Source organism: Paenibacillus sp. VT-400 (assembly GCF_001029205.1).
In the GTDB taxonomy this organism is placed as follows: domain Bacteria; phylum Bacillota; class Bacilli; order Paenibacillales; family Paenibacillaceae; genus Paenibacillus; species Paenibacillus amylolyticus.
This window is the reverse complement of record NZ_LELF01000067.1, coordinates 1,461,753-1,478,929: the sequence shown is the minus strand read 5'-3', so window position 1 is coordinate 1,478,929 and position 17,177 is coordinate 1,461,753. Positions and strand designations below refer to the sequence as shown.

At 44.9% G+C, this 17,177-nt stretch carries 15 protein-coding genes; all 15 read right to left on the bottom strand.

The genetic code is table 11. From position 1 onward, the window contains the following. Positions 1-1,320, bottom strand: a complete 1,320-nt coding sequence (gene fliI, locus EL84_RS17350) for a flagellar protein export ATPase FliI (protein ID WP_036609365.1) — start codon at positions 1,318-1,320, stop codon at positions 1-3. After that, entirely contained in the window at positions 1,307-2,170 is an 864-nt protein-coding gene (locus EL84_RS17345; RefSeq protein WP_047842477.1) for a FliH/SctL family protein, read from the bottom strand. The genes fliI and EL84_RS17345 overlap by 14 nt, the downstream gene beginning before the upstream one ends. After that, positions 2,163-3,179, bottom strand: a complete 1,017-nt coding sequence (fliG, locus tag EL84_RS17340; RefSeq protein ID WP_047842476.1) for a flagellar motor switch protein FliG — start codon at positions 3,177-3,179, stop codon at positions 2,163-2,165. The genes EL84_RS17345 and fliG overlap by 8 nt, the downstream gene beginning before the upstream one ends. Before the next feature lie 11 nt (positions 3,180-3,190). Further along, entirely contained in the window at positions 3,191-4,774 is a 1,584-nt protein-coding gene (fliF, locus tag EL84_RS17335) for a flagellar basal-body MS-ring/collar protein FliF (RefSeq protein WP_047842475.1), read from the bottom strand. Between the two features lie 137 nt (positions 4,775-4,911). Next, positions 4,912-5,223, bottom strand: a complete 312-nt coding sequence (gene fliE / locus EL84_RS17330) for a flagellar hook-basal body complex protein FliE (protein ID WP_017689190.1) — start codon at positions 5,221-5,223, stop codon at positions 4,912-4,914. A gap of 57 nt (positions 5,224-5,280) precedes the next feature. Further along, on the bottom strand, positions 5,281-5,730 hold the full coding sequence (gene flgC / locus EL84_RS17325) for a flagellar basal body rod protein FlgC (protein ID WP_017689191.1): 450 nt from the start codon (positions 5,728-5,730) through the stop codon (positions 5,281-5,283). A 6-nt stretch (positions 5,731-5,736) separates the two neighbouring features. Beyond that, entirely contained in the window at positions 5,737-6,144 is a 408-nt protein-coding gene (gene flgB, locus EL84_RS17320; protein WP_036670359.1) for a flagellar basal body rod protein FlgB, read from the bottom strand. Between the two features lie 986 nt (positions 6,145-7,130). Next, positions 7,131-8,531, bottom strand: coding sequence for an ATP-dependent protease ATPase subunit HslU (hslU, locus tag EL84_RS17315; RefSeq protein ID WP_047842474.1), 1,401 nt, complete (start codon positions 8,529-8,531; stop codon positions 7,131-7,133). Between the two features lie 116 nt (positions 8,532-8,647). Beyond that, complete coding sequence (gene hslV, locus EL84_RS17310; protein WP_017689194.1) at positions 8,648-9,190, bottom strand: ATP-dependent protease subunit HslV; 543 nt, start codon at positions 9,188-9,190, stop codon at positions 8,648-8,650. Between the two features lie 26 nt (positions 9,191-9,216). After that, positions 9,217-10,560, bottom strand: coding sequence for an FADH(2)-oxidizing methylenetetrahydrofolate--tRNA-(uracil(54)-C(5))-methyltransferase TrmFO (trmFO, locus tag EL84_RS17305; protein ID WP_370511405.1), 1,344 nt, complete (start codon positions 10,558-10,560; stop codon positions 9,217-9,219). A gap of 51 nt (positions 10,561-10,611) precedes the next feature. Then, complete coding sequence (gene topA, locus EL84_RS17300) at positions 10,612-12,711, bottom strand: type I DNA topoisomerase (protein WP_047842473.1); 2,100 nt, start codon at positions 12,709-12,711, stop codon at positions 10,612-10,614. 115 nt (positions 12,712-12,826) lie between these two features. Next, positions 12,827-13,957, bottom strand: coding sequence for a DNA-processing protein DprA (gene dprA / locus EL84_RS17295; RefSeq protein ID WP_047842472.1), 1,131 nt, complete (start codon positions 13,955-13,957; stop codon positions 12,827-12,829). Between the two features lie 243 nt (positions 13,958-14,200). After that, positions 14,201-15,130: a succinate--CoA ligase subunit alpha gene (gene sucD, locus EL84_RS17290; RefSeq protein ID WP_047842471.1), complete on the bottom strand. Its 930-nt coding sequence runs from the start codon at positions 15,128-15,130 to the stop codon at positions 14,201-14,203. A 63-nt stretch (positions 15,131-15,193) separates the two neighbouring features. Then, on the bottom strand, positions 15,194-16,354 hold the full coding sequence (gene sucC, locus EL84_RS17285) for an ADP-forming succinate--CoA ligase subunit beta (RefSeq protein ID WP_036609384.1): 1,161 nt from the start codon (positions 16,352-16,354) through the stop codon (positions 15,194-15,196). A gap of 243 nt (positions 16,355-16,597) precedes the next feature. Beyond that, a complete protein-coding gene (locus EL84_RS17280; RefSeq protein WP_047842470.1) occupies positions 16,598-17,053 on the bottom strand; it encodes a MarR family winged helix-turn-helix transcriptional regulator in 456 nt (151 codons plus the stop codon). Positions 17,054-17,177: the final 124 nt, after the last annotated feature.

Sequence of the window (17,177 nt, the reverse complement as noted above, 5' to 3'; positions counted from 1 at the left end):
TCATCTCCTTGCAAATTCAAGAATCAAACGTTCCTGTACTTCACTTAAAGTGACTTTCTCGTCGACTTTCTGCTTGGTAAAGTTCCATATACTATCAATCTGGTCTATCGATTCATCTATGGCTGCATTTGATCCCCGCTGGTAAGCTCCAATATTGATCAAATCTTCCGATTCTTTGTACACAGCCATCAAACGTTTCATATTATTAACGGCTTCCAACTGCTCTTCTGGAGCAATATCCTTCATAACACGGCTTATGCTGGCTAACACATCAATCGCCGGAAAATGACCTTTATTTGCAATGGATCGATTTAATACAATGTGTCCATCCAGAATACCCCTTACCGCATCCGCGATTGGTTCATTCATGTCATCCCCATCGACCAGAACGGTGTAAAAGGCTGTAATCGAACCGGTAGGCCCTGTACCCGCCCGTTCAAGCAGTTTGGGCAAACTCGCAAAAACCGATGGCGTATATCCTCTCATTGCCGGAGGTTCACCTACGGCCAGACCCACTTCCCTTTGTGCCATCGCATATCGGGTTACCGAATCCATCATGAGCATCACGTTCATTCCACGATCTCGGAAATACTCTGCAATAGTGGTCGCAATAACTGCTCCCTTAATCCGAATCAGGGCAGGCTGATCTGAAGTTGCAACAATGACTACGGAGCGTTCCAGTCCTTCTGGACCCAGATCCCGTTCAATAAAGTCGCGCACCTCACGTCCACGCTCACCCACAAGCGCGATGACATTGACATCTGCTGCTGTATTACGAGCAATCATGCCCATCAATGTACTCTTACCAACACCAGAACCGGCAAAAATACCTACGCGCTGTCCCTTACCTACGGTCAACAATCCGTCGATAGCTCTTACACCAACACCCATCGTTTCAAGTACACGCGGACGATCCATTGGATTAACCGGAGTATTGGAGGTAGAATACATCGGCATTCTGGATGGGAGTAGGGAACCGTCTAACGGCTGCCCAAGTCCGTCCAGCACTTTACCGAGCAATTCGGAGCCTACCTGAACGCCGAGTGGTTTACCCGTACCGACTACATCACAACCAGGACCGATGGATTGAAGTTCACCCAGTGGCATAAGCAGCACTTTGTTATCTCGAAACCCAACAACTTCGGCCTGAAGAGGCTTAGCCGATTTACCAGGATAGATATAACATACGTCACCGATACTTGCATCTGGCCCTTCTGACTCCACCATAAGACCAATGACCTGAGTAACTTTTCCGTTAATACGAACAGGATCGAATTGGCGCAAATGTTCCATATATCGCTGTGAACTAAGAACCTTCATGTTGATTTTTTCGCTCCTCATCCTCAAGTGCTATGCGGACCAGTTCTTTTTTAATCTCAGCAAGCTGTGTATCAATTCTCGCATCTACACTTCCAAACGAAGAACGAATGACACATCCCTTATCTTTGACCGTTGAATCAGGCAAAATCTGCAATTCTGCCTGAGAGTCAATAGACAGAGACAATTCTTCACGAGCTGCCTGTACAAATGTAAACTGATCAGGTGCCACACAGAGTGTGATCAAACCCTGTTCCCGTTTACGTGACAAACTCTGACGAATCAGTTCCAATGTATGATCGGGTTCAATGGTAAGTTGCTTATCAATGACTTTCTCAGCGATCCCGCAAGCGAGCTCCACGAGGAACGGTTCGGCTTCCTGAATGATCTGATCTTTAGCTACATAAGCTTCCTTGAGCACTCCCTGGGCTTCAATCATCATCTTTTCGATCTGCACCTGGAGATCCAGTTCAGCTTGTACTTTGCCTTCTTCAAAACCCTGTTGGAAACCTTGTGAACGAAGCGCTTCAGTCAGATGTTCATCCTGTTGTCGTTGTTCCTGCCACCAGCTGTCGATCTGTTCACGGGCCTCTTGAAGCATGCGCTCTGCTTCTTCCGAAGCTTCACGTACTTGCTTTTCTGCAAACTCCTTGGCATCTTCCAGCATCTCTGCGGTGAGACGTTGTGTTTCTTCGTCCACGCGTGCTTGAAGCGTTTCTACTTCAGAACCTTCAGCACTATCACCGTATAATTCCGTTTCAGACTCCTCAGCACCACCATAATGATGATGATTTTCAAGTTTTTTACGGTCATCAACGGGTACATACTGGAAAGATTTAATCAAATTAGACAATGATATCATCTCCTCCACCGCGTGCGATAATGATCTCACCGGCTTCTTCCAATCTGCGTATCGTTCCTACGATACGTGTCTGAGCTTCCTCAACATCACGCAATCGCACAGGTCCCATAAATTCCATCTCTTCTTTGAATGTCTCGGACATCCGTTTCGACATATTCCGGAATACGGCATCCCGAACTTCTTCGCTTGCCACTTTGAGTGCCAGCTGCAAATCTGCGTTGTCGATATCCCGAATAATGCGCTGAATCGAACGATCATCCACATTGACGATATCTTCGAATACAAACATGCGTTTTTTGATTTCCTCTGCAAGCTCTGGATCCTGAATCTCGAGCGAGTCCAAAATGGTACGCTCTGTCCCCCGATCGACTCCGTTCAGAATCTGAACGATCGATTCGATACCACCCGCATTCGTGTAATCCTGCGTTACGGTAGAAGATAGTTTCTGTTCCAGAACCCGCTCCACTTGAGAGATAACTTCTGGCGAAGTACTATCCATAACAGCCACTCGGCGAGCGACATCTGCCTGTTTCTCTTGTGGCAAGGATGATAGAATCGCTGCTGCCTGTTCGAATTGCAGGTAAGACAGAACCAGGGCAATCGTTTGCGGGCTTTCATTCTGAATAAAGTTCAAAATTTGATTCGGATCTGCTTTGCGCGCAAAGTCAAATGGTCTGACTTGCAGCGTAGCTGTCAAACGATTAATGACTTCAAGTGCTTTTGATGAACCCAGAGCTTTCTCCAGGATTTCTCTGGCGTAATTGATACCGCCCTGAGAGATATATTCCTGCGCCAGACAAATCTGGTGAAACTCGGCCATGATCATATCCTTTTCGGAAGAATCAACTTTGCGAACGTTGGCAATCTCCAACGTGAGTTGCTCGATCTCTTCGTCACGCAGATGTTTGAAGATCTGAGCCGATACTTCCGGACCTAATGTAATCAACAATATTGCTGCTTTTTGTCTGCCAGTCAAACCTTGACTGCTTGCCTTTGCCAATGCGCTCACCTCTATTCGTCAGCCAGCCATGTACGCAGCAGATTGACGAATTCGTCTGGCTTTTTCTTGGCCAAACTCTCCAATTGTTTGCGCACCTGACTTTCGTTCGTTACACTGTCCAGCGTAATGGATGGGAACTCTGTTGCTATTGGAAGAGGAATCTCTTCTTCTTCGACTTCGTTTTGTTTGCGGCGACGGCGTACTAACAAAATAACTACCGCTGCGATCAATGCCGCTATGAGTGCGCCTCCACCCCACATCATCGTTGAGGAAAGCTGGAAACCTGTATTGTCTGCAGAGGCAGTCTGGAAGCCTTGTGACATGACTGAAACTTTCTTTGTCAGATCGGCGTCACTTATTACAGTGCCTGAGTCTGCCAGTGAAGCACGAACAATGTTAACCAAAATGTTCTCAATTGCGTCCTGAACCGGTCCCTGTAATTCTGTTTCTCCATTCGGTGGTTCAACTGCAACGTTAATGGTTAAGTCTTTTACAGTATACGGACTGGAAATGATATCCTTGGCAATTCGATTAACATCGTAGTTTATAGTGCTTGATGATTCTTCGGAGGTAGAGTTACCGGTTGCATCAGATGATGGGTAACCCGGAACTTCCTCTTGTCCTGTGCCAGCAACACCACCTGTTGGATTGCTTGCGCCAGTGTAGCTCTTTTGAATCTCCTGCACACTGATCTCGATGCCTTTCATATTATCTACATCAACAGGTGTCACCAGATTTTCCTTACGTGTTTCTTTGTCAAAATTAAGCTTGGACGCTACCAAAACATTAACTTTGTCTTCGCCTACAATCTGGGAAAGGAATTGCTTTACGTTATTACGGACATCGTTTTCAAACTTTTTCTGTAGTGCCATGTTCTCTTGAACTTCGGAAGACAACCCGCCACTGCCACCTCGGGCAGTTGGAATCAATTCTGCTTCATCTGTGTTCGTAATTGTGATGTTCTCAACAGGCAGATTAGGAATTGCAGTCTTAACCAAGTTAAAGTAGCCATCTACCGCTGCCTGATTTGGGTGATAACCCGGTTTGAATTGAAGAGCTACCGATGCTGATGCTTTGTCTTGTTCTTCTAAACCAGCAAAGATGTTATCTTTCGGCATATTAACCAGTACTTTAGCATCCTGTATCCCTTGCATCCGCTGAAGTAACTGTTCAACTTCTCCGTTTATAGCGTTGTTGTACTTTACATCAAACTCTTTATCCGTCATCCCGATGGGGGATGATGACTCCTCGAATGACTTATACCCTAATGAACCATTCTGAATAATCCCTTGAGATCCAACGTTCACCTTTGCAATTGCAACACTTGTACTCGGTACGGATATGGTCTTGCCATCTGAACTTAATTTGTATGGAATGCTAGATGTATCGAGATAACTGATAACGCCCGCTGAATCACTTGCATTCAAATCTGTAAAAGCAACTTCATATTCCGTTTTGGACAATTGCATCGTGAGTACAACTGCAGCCAAAATCAGGAACAGGAAGGTGGATATAAATAATACTTTTTGCTTTTTGCTAAAACTATTCCAATACTGGGATGCCTTATCCCTGTACTGGGCGATTCTCTCATTCACTCTGTCACCCCATCCGAAACTTTGCTTAGTCTGTCCTTACTCAACCCTAGCCGTTTCATAGGTTGACGATCAGGAGCAGCATCGCAGCTGCTTTGTTGTAATGATCAGCGCTATTATCGAAGCGCAAGTAGGTTATTCTATAACTGCGTTCGCATAACTTCTTGGTATGCTTCGACCACTTTGTTTCGGACTTGAGTTGTGAGTTGTAGGCTTAACAAGGCCTGTTCTGAAGCAATCATCACTTGATCCACATTCGCTTTGCCGACCAAAAATTGATTCGACATTTCATGCGATTGAGCCTCCTGTGCTGCAACGGACCCTAATGCATTCTGTAAGTATGTACCGAAGCTCTGAATGGTTTCGGCTGGTGTAGAAGGCTTACTTTCGGTTGCACTCTTCATCTGTAGCGGTTGTATCCCCTGTGTGCTAAACATGTTGTTCTGAATCATTAATGTCCCTCCCCTTCATCCTGGTTTGTATTTTTCTTATTTTCATTTTTAAGCAGATTATCTTCCAATCTCCAAAGCTTTGGAGATCATCGCTTTGGTTGAATTCAGTGCTGTTACGTTTGCTTCATAGGAACGCGAAGCAGAGATCATGTCGACCATTTCTTTCGCAATATCCACATTAGGCATAAATACATATCCTTCTGCGTTTGCATCCGGATGAGAAGGGTCATACACAGGTTTCAGAGGTGACTGATCCTCGCGAATCTCCGTTACTCTTACGCCATCTCCTGAACCGCTACCTCTCATCTGATTTTGCAGCATCGTACCAAATGACGTTTTATTCGGCTCAAGCACAACCATTTTACGTTTGTAAGGGACCGCTTCACCATTGGATACGCTCGCGCGCGTAGTCTCTGCGTTGGCAATGTTGGAAGATATAACGTCCATCCGCAACCGTTGGGCTGTCAGAGCTGAGCTACTGATACTAAAACTATTACTAATGTTCAATTTAGGTTATCTCCCTTCCACGCCAACACGCATGATTTTAATTTGTTCATTCACTTGCTGAATATAAGCGTTATAACGTAACTGATTCTCCGCCAGAAGACTCATTTCTCTGTCTATATCGACATTGTTTTCGTTGTTATTCATGGAGGTTGACTGGTCCATATTAACTACTGGCGTGGGTACGGAAGAGGAAGGACCTATGACAAAATGCCTTGCATCAGTTACTTTACCCTTAAGAACAGGCATATCTCCATTCATTTGCCCTTGCAACATTTCTTCAAAAGAAACGTCCGAGCGCTTGAAATACGGGGTATCGGCGTTCGCGATGTTGTCAGCAATTGTTCGTTGTCTGATATTGGACGCATCGAGTGCACCTTGCAATCTTTTAAAGCTGATATCGTTTAAAAGATTCACAATCCCCCTCCTCTCTTTAGAAGTTATGGAAAAAGATTGTATCTTTTCCCTTGAAAATTCTTATGTTTTTTTCGACAAAAACATTCGTCTTTACACGGTTTTCTAGGACTTAAGTAGAATTAACTCTGATGTTGTCGTATAACATAAGTTTCTTCGAGTTTGGGATTTATTACAATAAGAAAAAAGCCCTATCTTTTCTGAAAGACGGGGCTTTTTGTGTATTTTCTGCAAATTATGAATTTTTTCGTAAATGTTGGGGCCCAAAACAAAAGTATGTTAATACTCTCCCTTATTGTTCTTATACATTCTTAAAATAAAAAAAAAATTTCGAGTCTCAACATGAGCTTATAACGCCCGTAATTATGTATAATTCCGAATATTTCATAGTTGATAATGTTAGAATTTTTTGCTGTTATACTAAGGGTTTAAGGACAATATGATAGGTATACATACAAAGCTGTATATTAATCAATTGACAAATTATCTTTCAAGACTAAAGAAAACTCGTCTTGCCCACACAACACTTTCTTAACAATTAAGTGGGGTCTATATATTTTAATTTTAAGAAAACAATTAGTGGCTTCAAACTTTTCAACAATTCATCATTTTGCGCATTTACGCAACATTTACCAATCTGTCGACTAAACCGATGACCAGACTTGGAATAAGGAAAATTCTTTTAATGGGAATAATTGGGTATGGAATGGAAGAATAACTACCACTCCGATAGGTTTTAACTCCGTATACATGCGGCACAAGTCCTAGGTTTTGTCGATCCGTATAACAACCACACATCTTTTATCGGTTGTAACATCAAAATCCTTTAGATAGAAACAAAAATAAACGATATGCGCCAAGTAAGAGGGCCTTTGTGATTCGTTAAGGATCGCGTCCCTTTGTCGATCACACAAATGTTCTCTACTCTCTTGCATACCGTTCATTTATAACATCATTTTAACAACTACATTACTAGCCGCAGCCGCATGTTACAGGATATACTGACTCAAATCACGATCAAGCGCAATATCATTTAATTTCTCCCGGACATACTCCGGAGTGATCACCATACGTTCCAGTGTAAGCTCAGGTGCCTCAAAGGATAAATCCTCCAAAAGCTTCTCAAGAATCGTATGCAATCGACGTGCACCTATATTTTCTGTATTTTGATTGACGGATTCAGCCAATTTGGCAATCTCGCGAATGGCCTCATCCGAGAACTCAATCTCAATATTCTCTGTGCGCAACAGATCAACATACTGCTTGGTCAGTGCATTTTGAGGTTCAGTCAGAATGGATACAAACTCCTCCAGTGTTAGACTGCTTAGTTCCACACGGATTGGGAAGCGTCCCTGAAGCTCAGGAATCAGATCAGAGGGTTTGGCGACGTGGAATGCACCAGCTGCCATAAACAGAATATAATCCGTTTTGACAGGACCATATTTCGTCATTACTGTAGACCCCTCTACGATAGGCAGAATGTCACGTTGCACACCCTCACGGGATACATCGGGTCCACTACCGCGTCCTTGACTGGCAACCTTGTCGATTTCATCTATGAAAATGATACCTGTCTGCTCCGCCCGGCGAATGGACTCTTGGGTAACATCATCCATATCGATCAATTTGCCTGCTTCTTCCTGGATCAACACTTTGCGCGCTTCTTTGATAGCGAGCTTGCGCTTTTTCGTACGACGAGGTAAGAGGCTACCAAACATCTCCTGCATATTCATGCCCATCTGATCATTACCTTGTCCAGCAAACATGTCCATCATGTTAGGCGCAGTGTCTTCGACATCAATCTCAATGATGTCATCCTCCAACTTGCCGGACAACAGATCAAACTTGATCTTACGGCGGCGTTCGGCAACCCCAGTATCCGGTTCTGGCTCATCCTGTTCCTGAACGTTGTTGCCATTATTACCAAAGATCATCTCAAAGGGATTACGCTGACTCTTGGACTTAGACTGTGAAGGAGCCAAAATATGTACAATTCGCTCATTGGCAGCTTCTTCAGCTTTGTCCTTCACTTTTTCAGTCCGCTCCAATTTCACCATCCGCAGTGATGTCTCAATCAGATCACGCACCATCGATTCAACGTCACGGCCAACGTAACCTACTTCAGTGAACTTGGTAGCTTCCACTTTCACAAATGGCGCACCTACCAGTTTAGCAAGGCGACGGGCGATTTCCGTTTTACCCACACCGGTAGGTCCAATCATCAAGATATTTTTAGGCACAATGTCGTCCTGAGTGTGCTCAGGCAAAAGGCTACGCCGATAACGATTACGAAGGGCTACCGCTACCGATTTTTTAGCTTTCTTTTGACCTACAATATACTTGTCAAGCTCTGCAACAATCTGTCTCGGTGTTAACGCTTGAGTATTCATATTGCTTCCCTCCTACCAGTATGTTGAATTTATTTTTCCTAACAAGGACAAAGAATCCCCTAGACGTCCTGGAGCAGATTACAGAATCATGCTCCACTACGGGAGATTTCTTTGGCTTATAACTCTTCTACAATAATATTATTATTGGTATATACACATAGCTCCGAGGCAATCTGAAGTGATTCACGCGCAATATCTTTAGCTTCCAGATTTACTGCATGACGTTTCAACGCACGCGCAGCAGATAAGGCGAAGTTTCCACCTGATCCGATAGCAATAACGTCATCATCTGGTTCAATTATCTCCCCGCCGCCTGAAATGAGCAGCATACCTGATTTGTCCATCACAATCAACAGCGCCTCAAGCTTACGCAAGATCCGATCCTGACGCCAATCCTTGGCAAGCTCTACAGCAGCACGTTGCAAGTTACCATGGTGCTCCTCGAGCTTACCTTCGAATTTCTCAAACAGGGTGATCGCATCCGCCACAGAACCAGCAAAGCCAGCAACAACCTGTCCGCGGTACAAACGTCTTACCTTCTTGGCTGTATTCTTCATCACAACACTTTGGCCCATGGTCACCTGACCATCTCCTGCGATTGCCGCCTTACCATTATGACGAACAGCACAGATCGTTGTAGCATGAAATGACATATCCATGATATCAGCATCCTCCCACGAATAATTTATACGCGTTCCGGAACAGTTAGACCTTCTGCCGCAGCAAAACTGGTGATGCCATCCAGGGCACGCTGTGCAAGAGCTTCATTTTTTTCCTTTTTGTTACGAATCTTTGTTTCAAGCTTCGGCAGCAAACCAAAGTTTGCGTTCATTGGTTGGAAGTGCTTGAAGTCAGCAGTTGTAATATACTGAGCCATACTGCCAAGTGTTGTTTCTACCGGCAATACCACCAGTTCCTGCCCAAGTGCTGCTTTGGCTGCGTTCATGCCGGCAATCAGCCCTGATGCAGCAGATTCCACATATCCTTCTACACCCGTCATCTGACCTGCAAAGAACAGGTTTGGACGCTCTTTAAACTGATACGTCGGAAGAAGCAGTTTAGGAGAGTTAATAAATGTATTACGGTGCATTACGCCATAACGAACGAACTCTGCATTTTCAAGTCCAGGAATAAGGGAGAAGACACGTTTCTGTTCTCCCCATTTCAGATGCGTCTGGAAGCCCACCAAGTTATACAGGGTTCCAGCTGCATTGTCCTGTCTAAGCTGAACAACCGCATGTGGCAACTCTCCTGTATGAGGGTTAACCAGACCTACCGGTTTCATTGGACCAAACAGAGCCGTCTGTTTCCCGCGTTTCATCATCACTTCGATTGGCATACAGCCTTCAAAGTAGATTTCTTTCTCAAACTCTTTTAATTGAGCAACCTCAGCAGTAATGAGAGCTTCATAGAAGACATCAAACTCTTCTTCTGTCATCGGACAGTTCAGATATGCCGCTTCACCCTTATCATAACGGGAAGCCAGATACACTTTATTCATATCAATTGAATCTTTTTCGATGATCGGTGCAGCTGCATCATAGAAGTAGAAATACTCTTCCCCCATTAGCGCCTTGATTTGCTCAGACAATGCAGGTGAGGTCAGCGGGCCCGTTGCAACAACAACGATGCCATCTTCCGGCAGAGAAGTTAATTCCTCATTCACCACTTCGATGAGCGGATGCTGGTGCAACGTGGATGTAATCTCACCTGAAAATCCATCACGGTCCACAGCAAGCGCCCCACCTGCGGGAACTGCATGTTTGTCTGCTGCTGACAATACGAGAGAATTGAGCATTCTCATTTCTTCTTTTAACACACCAACTGCATTGGTCAATCCATTCGCACGCAGCGAGTTGCTACATACCAGTTCTGCAAATTTATCCGTATGATGGGCTGGCGTTTTCACAACAGGTCTCATCTCGTATAATTTCACGCGTACGCCGCGACTTGCAATCTGCCAGGCCGCTTCTGTTCCTGCCAGCCCGGCACCAATAACGGTTACTTGTTGTTCATTCGTCAAAATCATTTACCCCCATAAAACAATTTCAAAATCCACTAAATTTGATTCGCATATATATTAATCCGCTGATTCGTCATCCGGTTCATCCACCGGCTCCTGATGATCACATGAAGTACACTGCAATCGTGCTCCCTTTTTGTTCCGCTTTTCAATCATTAGCGATCCGCAACTTGGACATGGTTTGGCTGAAGGTCTGTCCCATGAGACAAAATCACATTCAGGATATTTGTCACAACCGTAGAAAATACGTCCTTTTTTGCTACGACGCTCAACAACATGACCTTCCTTACACTTCGGACAAGTCACGCCGATATCCTTGATAATCGGTTTGGTATTCCGGCAATCAGGGAAGCCTGAGCACGCAAGAAACTTGCCAAAACGTCCGAGTTTATAAACCAGCGGTTTGCCGCACTTCTCACAGATCTCATCGGATACTTCGTCTTCAATCTCGATTTCTTTCATTTCTTCTTCCGCAAACTCAAGGCGTTTCTCAAAAGATTCATAGAATTCTGCGAGTACTTTGACCCAATCCTCGGAACCTTCCTCCACATGGTCAAGATCACCTTCCATGTTCGCGGTGAACTCTACATTCAGAATTTCCGGGAAAAACTCTTCCATCTGTTCGATGACCAGTTCACCCAGCTCAGTCGGCATGAATTTCTTTTCCTCTATCGCAACATATCCGCGCTTCTGAATGGTCTCCAGTGTTGGCGCATATGTACTCGGACGCCCTATACCCAATTCCTCAAGCGTCTTAACCAACCTTGCCTCCGTATATCGGGGTGGCGGTTGTGTAAAATGCTGTTTTGGCTCAATCTCCTGCTTCTCAAGCACATCTCCACTTTTCAACGGGGGCAGCAGACGATCTTCATCGGTTGTACCATCGTCGTTTCCTTCAACATATACCTTCATGAAACCTTGGAATCGTACCTTCGAACCTGCTGCACGGAAAATGGTGTCCCCCGCAGCAATATCTACAGAGAGTGTATCCAGGATAGCCGAAGACATCTGGCTCGCTACAAACCGTTCCCATACCAGTTTGTACAACCGGAACTGATCGCGACTCATGAATGACTTGATTGAGTCAGGGTCACGCAAAATTGAAGTTGGACGAATCGCTTCATGCGCATCCTGAGCATTAGCTGCTTTTTTGGAATAGTTTCGTGGAGTCTCAGGTGCAAATGGCTCACCATACTTACCAACGATATATTCTTTGGCTTCTTCTTGTGCAGATGCCGCAATTCGTGTGGAGTCCGTACGCATATACGTGATGAGACCTACTGTGCCTTCTTTTCCAAGGTCTACACCTTCATATAGTTGTTGGGCGACCGACATCGTCTTGGAAGCTCTGAAATTCAATTTACGTGCCGCTTCCTGTTGCAGAGAACTCGTCGTAAACGGGGCGGAGGGGTTACGGCTCCGTTCTTTCTCTTTAACTTCCTTGATCGTAAAGTCTGCACCTTCGATCTGTTTCAGGATCGCTTGCACTTCCGCTTCACTGCCCAGCTCTGTTTTGGCCCCGTTCAGTTTATGAAACTTGGCTTCAAACGGATTGCCGTCTGCTGTCAGTTTGGCGGTAATGCTCCAGTATTCTTCCGGCTCAAAATCATCAATTTCATTTTCACGATCTAAAATGATTTTAACAGCCACGGACTGAACCCGGCCTGCAGACAAACCTTTTTTCACTTTCTTCCATAATAACGGACTAATTTTATATCCAACGAGTCGATCCAGAATACGTCTTGCCTGCTGCGCGTTAACCAAATCCATATTGATTTTCCGCGGCGTTTTGAACGCATCTTTGACCGCCTGTTTTGTAATTTCATTAAATACTACCCGGCAATCTGCCGTATCATCCAGTTCAAGAGCATGGGCCAAATGCCATGCGATAGCCTCACCTTCGCGATCCGGGTCAGCTGCGAGATACACTTTTTTCACTTTCTTCCGTGCATCCTTCAGTTCTTTCAAAATTGAACCTTTGCCGCGGATCGTAATATATTTCGGATTAAAATCATTCTCTACCTCAACGCCGATCTGACTCTTTGGCAAATCGCGAATATGCCCCATCGAAGCTTTTACGATGAACTTGCTGCCTAAATATTTGCCTATCGTCTTCGCCTTTGAGGGCGACTCCACGATTACGAGTGCATCCGCCATAGGTTCATCCTCCTCTCAGTCATGAAACTGTCATGAAACTGTTTTGTAAGCTTATGCATAGTTAATAACTTCTGCTAATTATATATTTCCACGCACTACGTAGGTTGTAGCTTCGTCATACCCTCGCGTATTTAGTGCCTGGTAATTGGCTAATCTGCTTTTTTATGATTAAAGATAACAGAACTGAATGCAAATGTCCAAAATCCCAACCAAGCAGCTCAACCAGTTGATCCAATGATTGCTCTCCCTGTTCCAACAGATAAATCACACGTTGTTCATCTGGAGAGAGCTTAACCTCAGCGAATATCCCTCGCCCGGAAGGCTCGGTTGTTTCGGTCGAACGTCCTCTATTGTAAGGAAGTTGTTCTGCATTTGGCAAGCCCAATCGATACTCTTCCAATACATCTGCTGCACAAGTGACCAATTTGGCCCCTTGACGGATAAGATTGTGTGCTCCCCGACTTTTCGGCGATGTAATAGGTCCAGGGACTGCAAATACATCCCTGCCTGCTTCAAGCGCAGCATCTGCTGTAATGAGTGAACCACTGCGAATGTCAGCCTCAACAACCAATGTTCCCAGTGTCAGACCAGCAATGATTCGATTCCGTTCCGGAAATAATCCCTGGCGCGCTCGCGTACCTGGTGGATATTCCGACAAAAGCAGCCCCGTCTCCGCGATTCGTTCAGCGAGGCTTGTATTTTCGGGTGGGTATATATTATCAATCCCTGTTCCGAATACTGCAATCGTTTTTCCTTTAGCACGTAGTACTGCCTCATGACATACGCTATCAATACCGCGGGCAAGCCCGCTTACAATCGTCAGTCCTGCATTGCATAATTGCTCTGCCAGCTTTTCTCCAACTTTGCGCCCATACACGGTTGGCATACGAGTTCCCACCATGGCAATAGACGAATTGTGTAGCAAACTAACATCCCCTCGAGCATACATTACCCAGGGAGGCTGAACGGTTTCCTTCATTAATATGGGATAATTCTGATCCAGATAAGTAATAACCTCTATCCCCTGATTGTAAACGTGTTCTCTTTTACTCTCAATCCAGTCGATAGTAAATTGGCTAGTCAAACGTGCAGCCTGATCTTTGCGCAAACCTGCTGCGACCCAGTCGCTTTCCCCATAATTCAATAGATCGGTTAATTCATGTTGTCCCAGAATCAGTTTCGAGATTGTTTTCTTGCCAATACCCTCCATCTCATGTAACCCAAACAAGATCCATCGTTCTTCCATACCATAAACCTCCCAAAGCGGGAAGAGATCTTCCCCCATATTGTGTGTTAAGTGACCACGGAATGCAAGCGTTTACGCAGATGAGGGACAATTCCTCCCCCTTTTCCCGTAAAAAAACGCAAAAAAGCAACCCTTCGCCCTGTTCAAGGACAAAAGGTTGCTTACCTTTTCCGTAACCATAATAGTCGGTCTACCAGAAATAAATCATTTCCGAGCCGTTTCTTCTATTATAACGAAAAAGAATTAATGTGTCGTGCACAAATTCAAAATACCGCGTTCCTCAAGTACGCTCACCAAAGTCGAACCCATCTCAGCAGGAGTTGGTGCTACTTTGATTCCACATGATTCCAGCTTCGCAATTTTCTCTTTGGCTGTACCTTTACCGCCAGAGATAATAGCGCCAGCATGGCCCATCCGTTTGCCTGGAGGCGCTGTTACGCCACCGATAAAGCCAACAACCGGTTTGGTCATGTTTTCACGTACCCAATCTGCAGCATCCTCTTCAGCTGTACCACCAATCTCACCAATCATGATGACCGCATGAGTCTGTGGATCTTCATTGAACCGTTTGAGGATATCAATGAACTCCGAGCCTTTTACAGGGTCTCCCCCGATTCCTACAGCTGAAGATTGTCCAATACCACGTGTCGTCAGTTGATGAACAGCTTCATAGGTAAGTGTTCCACTACGGGAAACAACGCCTACGTGCCCTGCCATATGGATGTAACCAGGCATGATACCAATTTTACATTCTCCTGGTGTAATGACACCTGGACAGTTTGGTCCGATCAGGACAGTATCTTTACCTTCCATGAAGCGGTCAACCTTGATCATGTCAAGAACCGGAATACCTTCTGTAATACAGATGACGAGGTCCAGCTCAGCATCAACAGCTTCCATAATGGAATCTGCTGCAAATGCAGGAGGAACGTAAATGACGCTCGCTGTTGCGCCTGTAGCTTCCTTCGCTTCCTGCACAGTGTTAAACACCGGCAGACTAGCTACTGTACCGTCTTCCAACGTGATATCCACCTTAGTTCCGCCTTTACCCGGTGTAACTCCGCCTACCATCTGGGTTCCGTAGTCCAATGCGCCCTTCGTGTGGAACATTCCCGTTGAACCCGTAATGCCTTGCGTAATGACTTTTGTATTTTTATCGATCAAAATACTCACGTTGCTTCACATCCTTACGGTTATTTTTCAATTCCCGGACAGCTCCGGTACTAAGGAATGAACTTATTTTACGAGGGCAACAATTTTCTGTGCACCATCGGCCATGGAATCAGCAGGAACGATATTCAGGCCAGATTCACCCAGAATACGTTTGCCAAGCTCCACGTTAGTTCCTTCAAGACGAACAACCAGCGGTTTGGTCAGGCCAAGCTGCTTCGCGGCTTCAACAACACCATTGGCGATAACATCACAGCGCATGATGCCACCGAAGATGTTAACAAAGATCCCAGCTACTTTGGCATCGGACAAGATGATCTTAAATGCTTCAGTCACCTTCTCCGTTGTTGCACCGCCCCCAACGTCAAGGAAGTTGGCCGGGTCTCCACCGTAGTATTTGATAATGTCCATCGTTGCCATCGCAAGTCCCGCACCATTGACCATACAGCCGATGTTGCCATCAAGTGCTATGTAGCTGAGGTCGTATTTGGAAGCTTCGATTTCTTTTTCATCCTCTTCATCCAGGTCACGCAGTTCCAAAATGTCTTTGTGACGGAACAGGGCGTTGGAGTCAAAGTTTAATTTCGCATCTAGCGCGATAACGTTTCCATCTCCGGTAACAACGAGAGGATTGATCTCGGCAATAGAGCAATCTTTTTCGACAAATGCAGTGTACAGCGCGAGCATGAACTTAACAGCTTTGTTCACCAGTTCATTCGGAATCTTAATGCTGTAGGCCAGTTTACGGGCCTGGAACACTTGCAATCCAATGGCAGGGTCAATGATTTCTTTGAAAATTTTCTCAGGTGTAGCTTCAGCTACTTCTTCAATCTCAGTACCGCCTTCTTCGGAAGCCATCATAACTACACGGCCTGTGGCACGGTCCACAACAACACCCACATAATACTCTTTGCGGATATCGCATCCTTCTTCAATCAGAAGACGTTTCACTTCTTTACCTTCTGGTCCAGTCTGGTGTGTTACCAATACTTTGCCCAGAATTTCAGAAGCATAGGCACGAACTTCATCCGTACTCTTTGCCACTTTTACGCCGCCGGCTTTACCCCGGCCACCTGCGTGAATCTGTGCTTTGACAACAGTCACTGGACTGCCCAATGCCTCAGCGGCCGCGACCGCTTCATCGACTGTATAAGCAACCTTTCCGTTTGGAACGGTAACTCCATACTGTTTCAGTACTTCTTTTCCTTGATATTCATGGATATTCATTCTCGAATCCTCCTATCAACATGACTGCAACAAGGCGGGTTGGTAGACTAACAAAAGACAAATGTTGACTATTTTCACTTAAACCCAATTCATTGTAACACGTTTTTAAAACGCTTTCCTTAAAAAATTAATGTTTAATAGACAGTATTTTGATATGAGTATGATCCCATATTGTGAATGCTTGGGTATATATGGAAAAAACCTCAGCTAAAAGCTAAGGTTTCCTTGATGTAAAACTGCATTTTATTTTTTGGCTGCGTTAGTGTTGGTTTCGTGAACTTTCTCCAGCAATCCTTTGAACTGACCCAGCAATGTTTTAAACTCTGTACTGTTCAAACACGCATCTCCCTGAATGGATTCAGGTATGGATAATGCCTTGTTCCGCAACTCACGGCCTGAGTCGGTTAGTGTAATTAATACTTTTCGTTCGTCCTGAGCTGAGCGTTCGCGATTAATAAGTCCTGCTGACTGCAAACGTTTGAGAAGGGGTGTCAACGTTCCCGAATCGAGATAGAGAGCCTCCCCGATCTCCTTAACCGTACATTCTTCACGTTCCCACAAAACCATCAACACCAAATACTGGGAATACGTTACACCAAGTACCTCCAGATAAGGCTGGTACATCTTCGTAATCTCACGTGAACAAGCATATATGGCAAAGCATAATTGGTTATCCAGCTTCAAACTGTCAGTCTGCATATGTCTTTCTCACCTGCCTATTGTGCAATCTATTCCTAATAATACAGGAACTATAGATCTATACTATCACAAAATAGAAAAAAAACAGAATAATTGAGCACAAATGATTTTACTATTCAATTTA

Bases quoted from the DNA above. Each gene is read 5' to 3' on its own strand.
- fliI (WP_036609365.1), bottom strand. From the start codon at position 1,320: ATGAAGGTTCTTAGTTCACAGCGATATATGGAACATTTGCGCCAATTC.
- fliE (WP_017689190.1), bottom strand. From the start codon at position 5,223: ATGATTCAGAACAACATGTTTAGCACACAGGGGATACAACCGCTACAG.
- hslU (WP_047842474.1), bottom strand. From the start codon at position 8,531: ATGAATACTCAAGCGTTAACACCGAGACAGATTGTTGCAGAGCTTGAC.
- hslV (WP_017689194.1), bottom strand. From the start codon at position 9,190: ATGGATATGTCATTTCATGCTACAACGATCTGTGCTGTTCGTCATAAT.
- trmFO (WP_370511405.1), bottom strand. From the start codon at position 10,560: ATGATTTTGACGAATGAACAACAAGTAACCGTTATTGGTGCCGGGCTG.
- topA (WP_047842473.1), bottom strand. From the start codon at position 12,711: ATGGCGGATGCACTCGTAATCGTGGAGTCGCCCTCAAAGGCGAAGACG.
- dprA (WP_047842472.1), bottom strand. From the start codon at position 13,957: ATGGAAGAACGATGGATCTTGTTTGGGTTACATGAGATGGAGGGTATT.
- sucC (WP_036609384.1), bottom strand. From the start codon at position 16,354: ATGAATATCCATGAATATCAAGGAAAAGAAGTACTGAAACAGTATGGA.
- EL84_RS17280 (WP_047842470.1), bottom strand. From the start codon at position 17,053: ATGCAGACTGACAGTTTGAAGCTGGATAACCAATTATGCTTTGCCATA.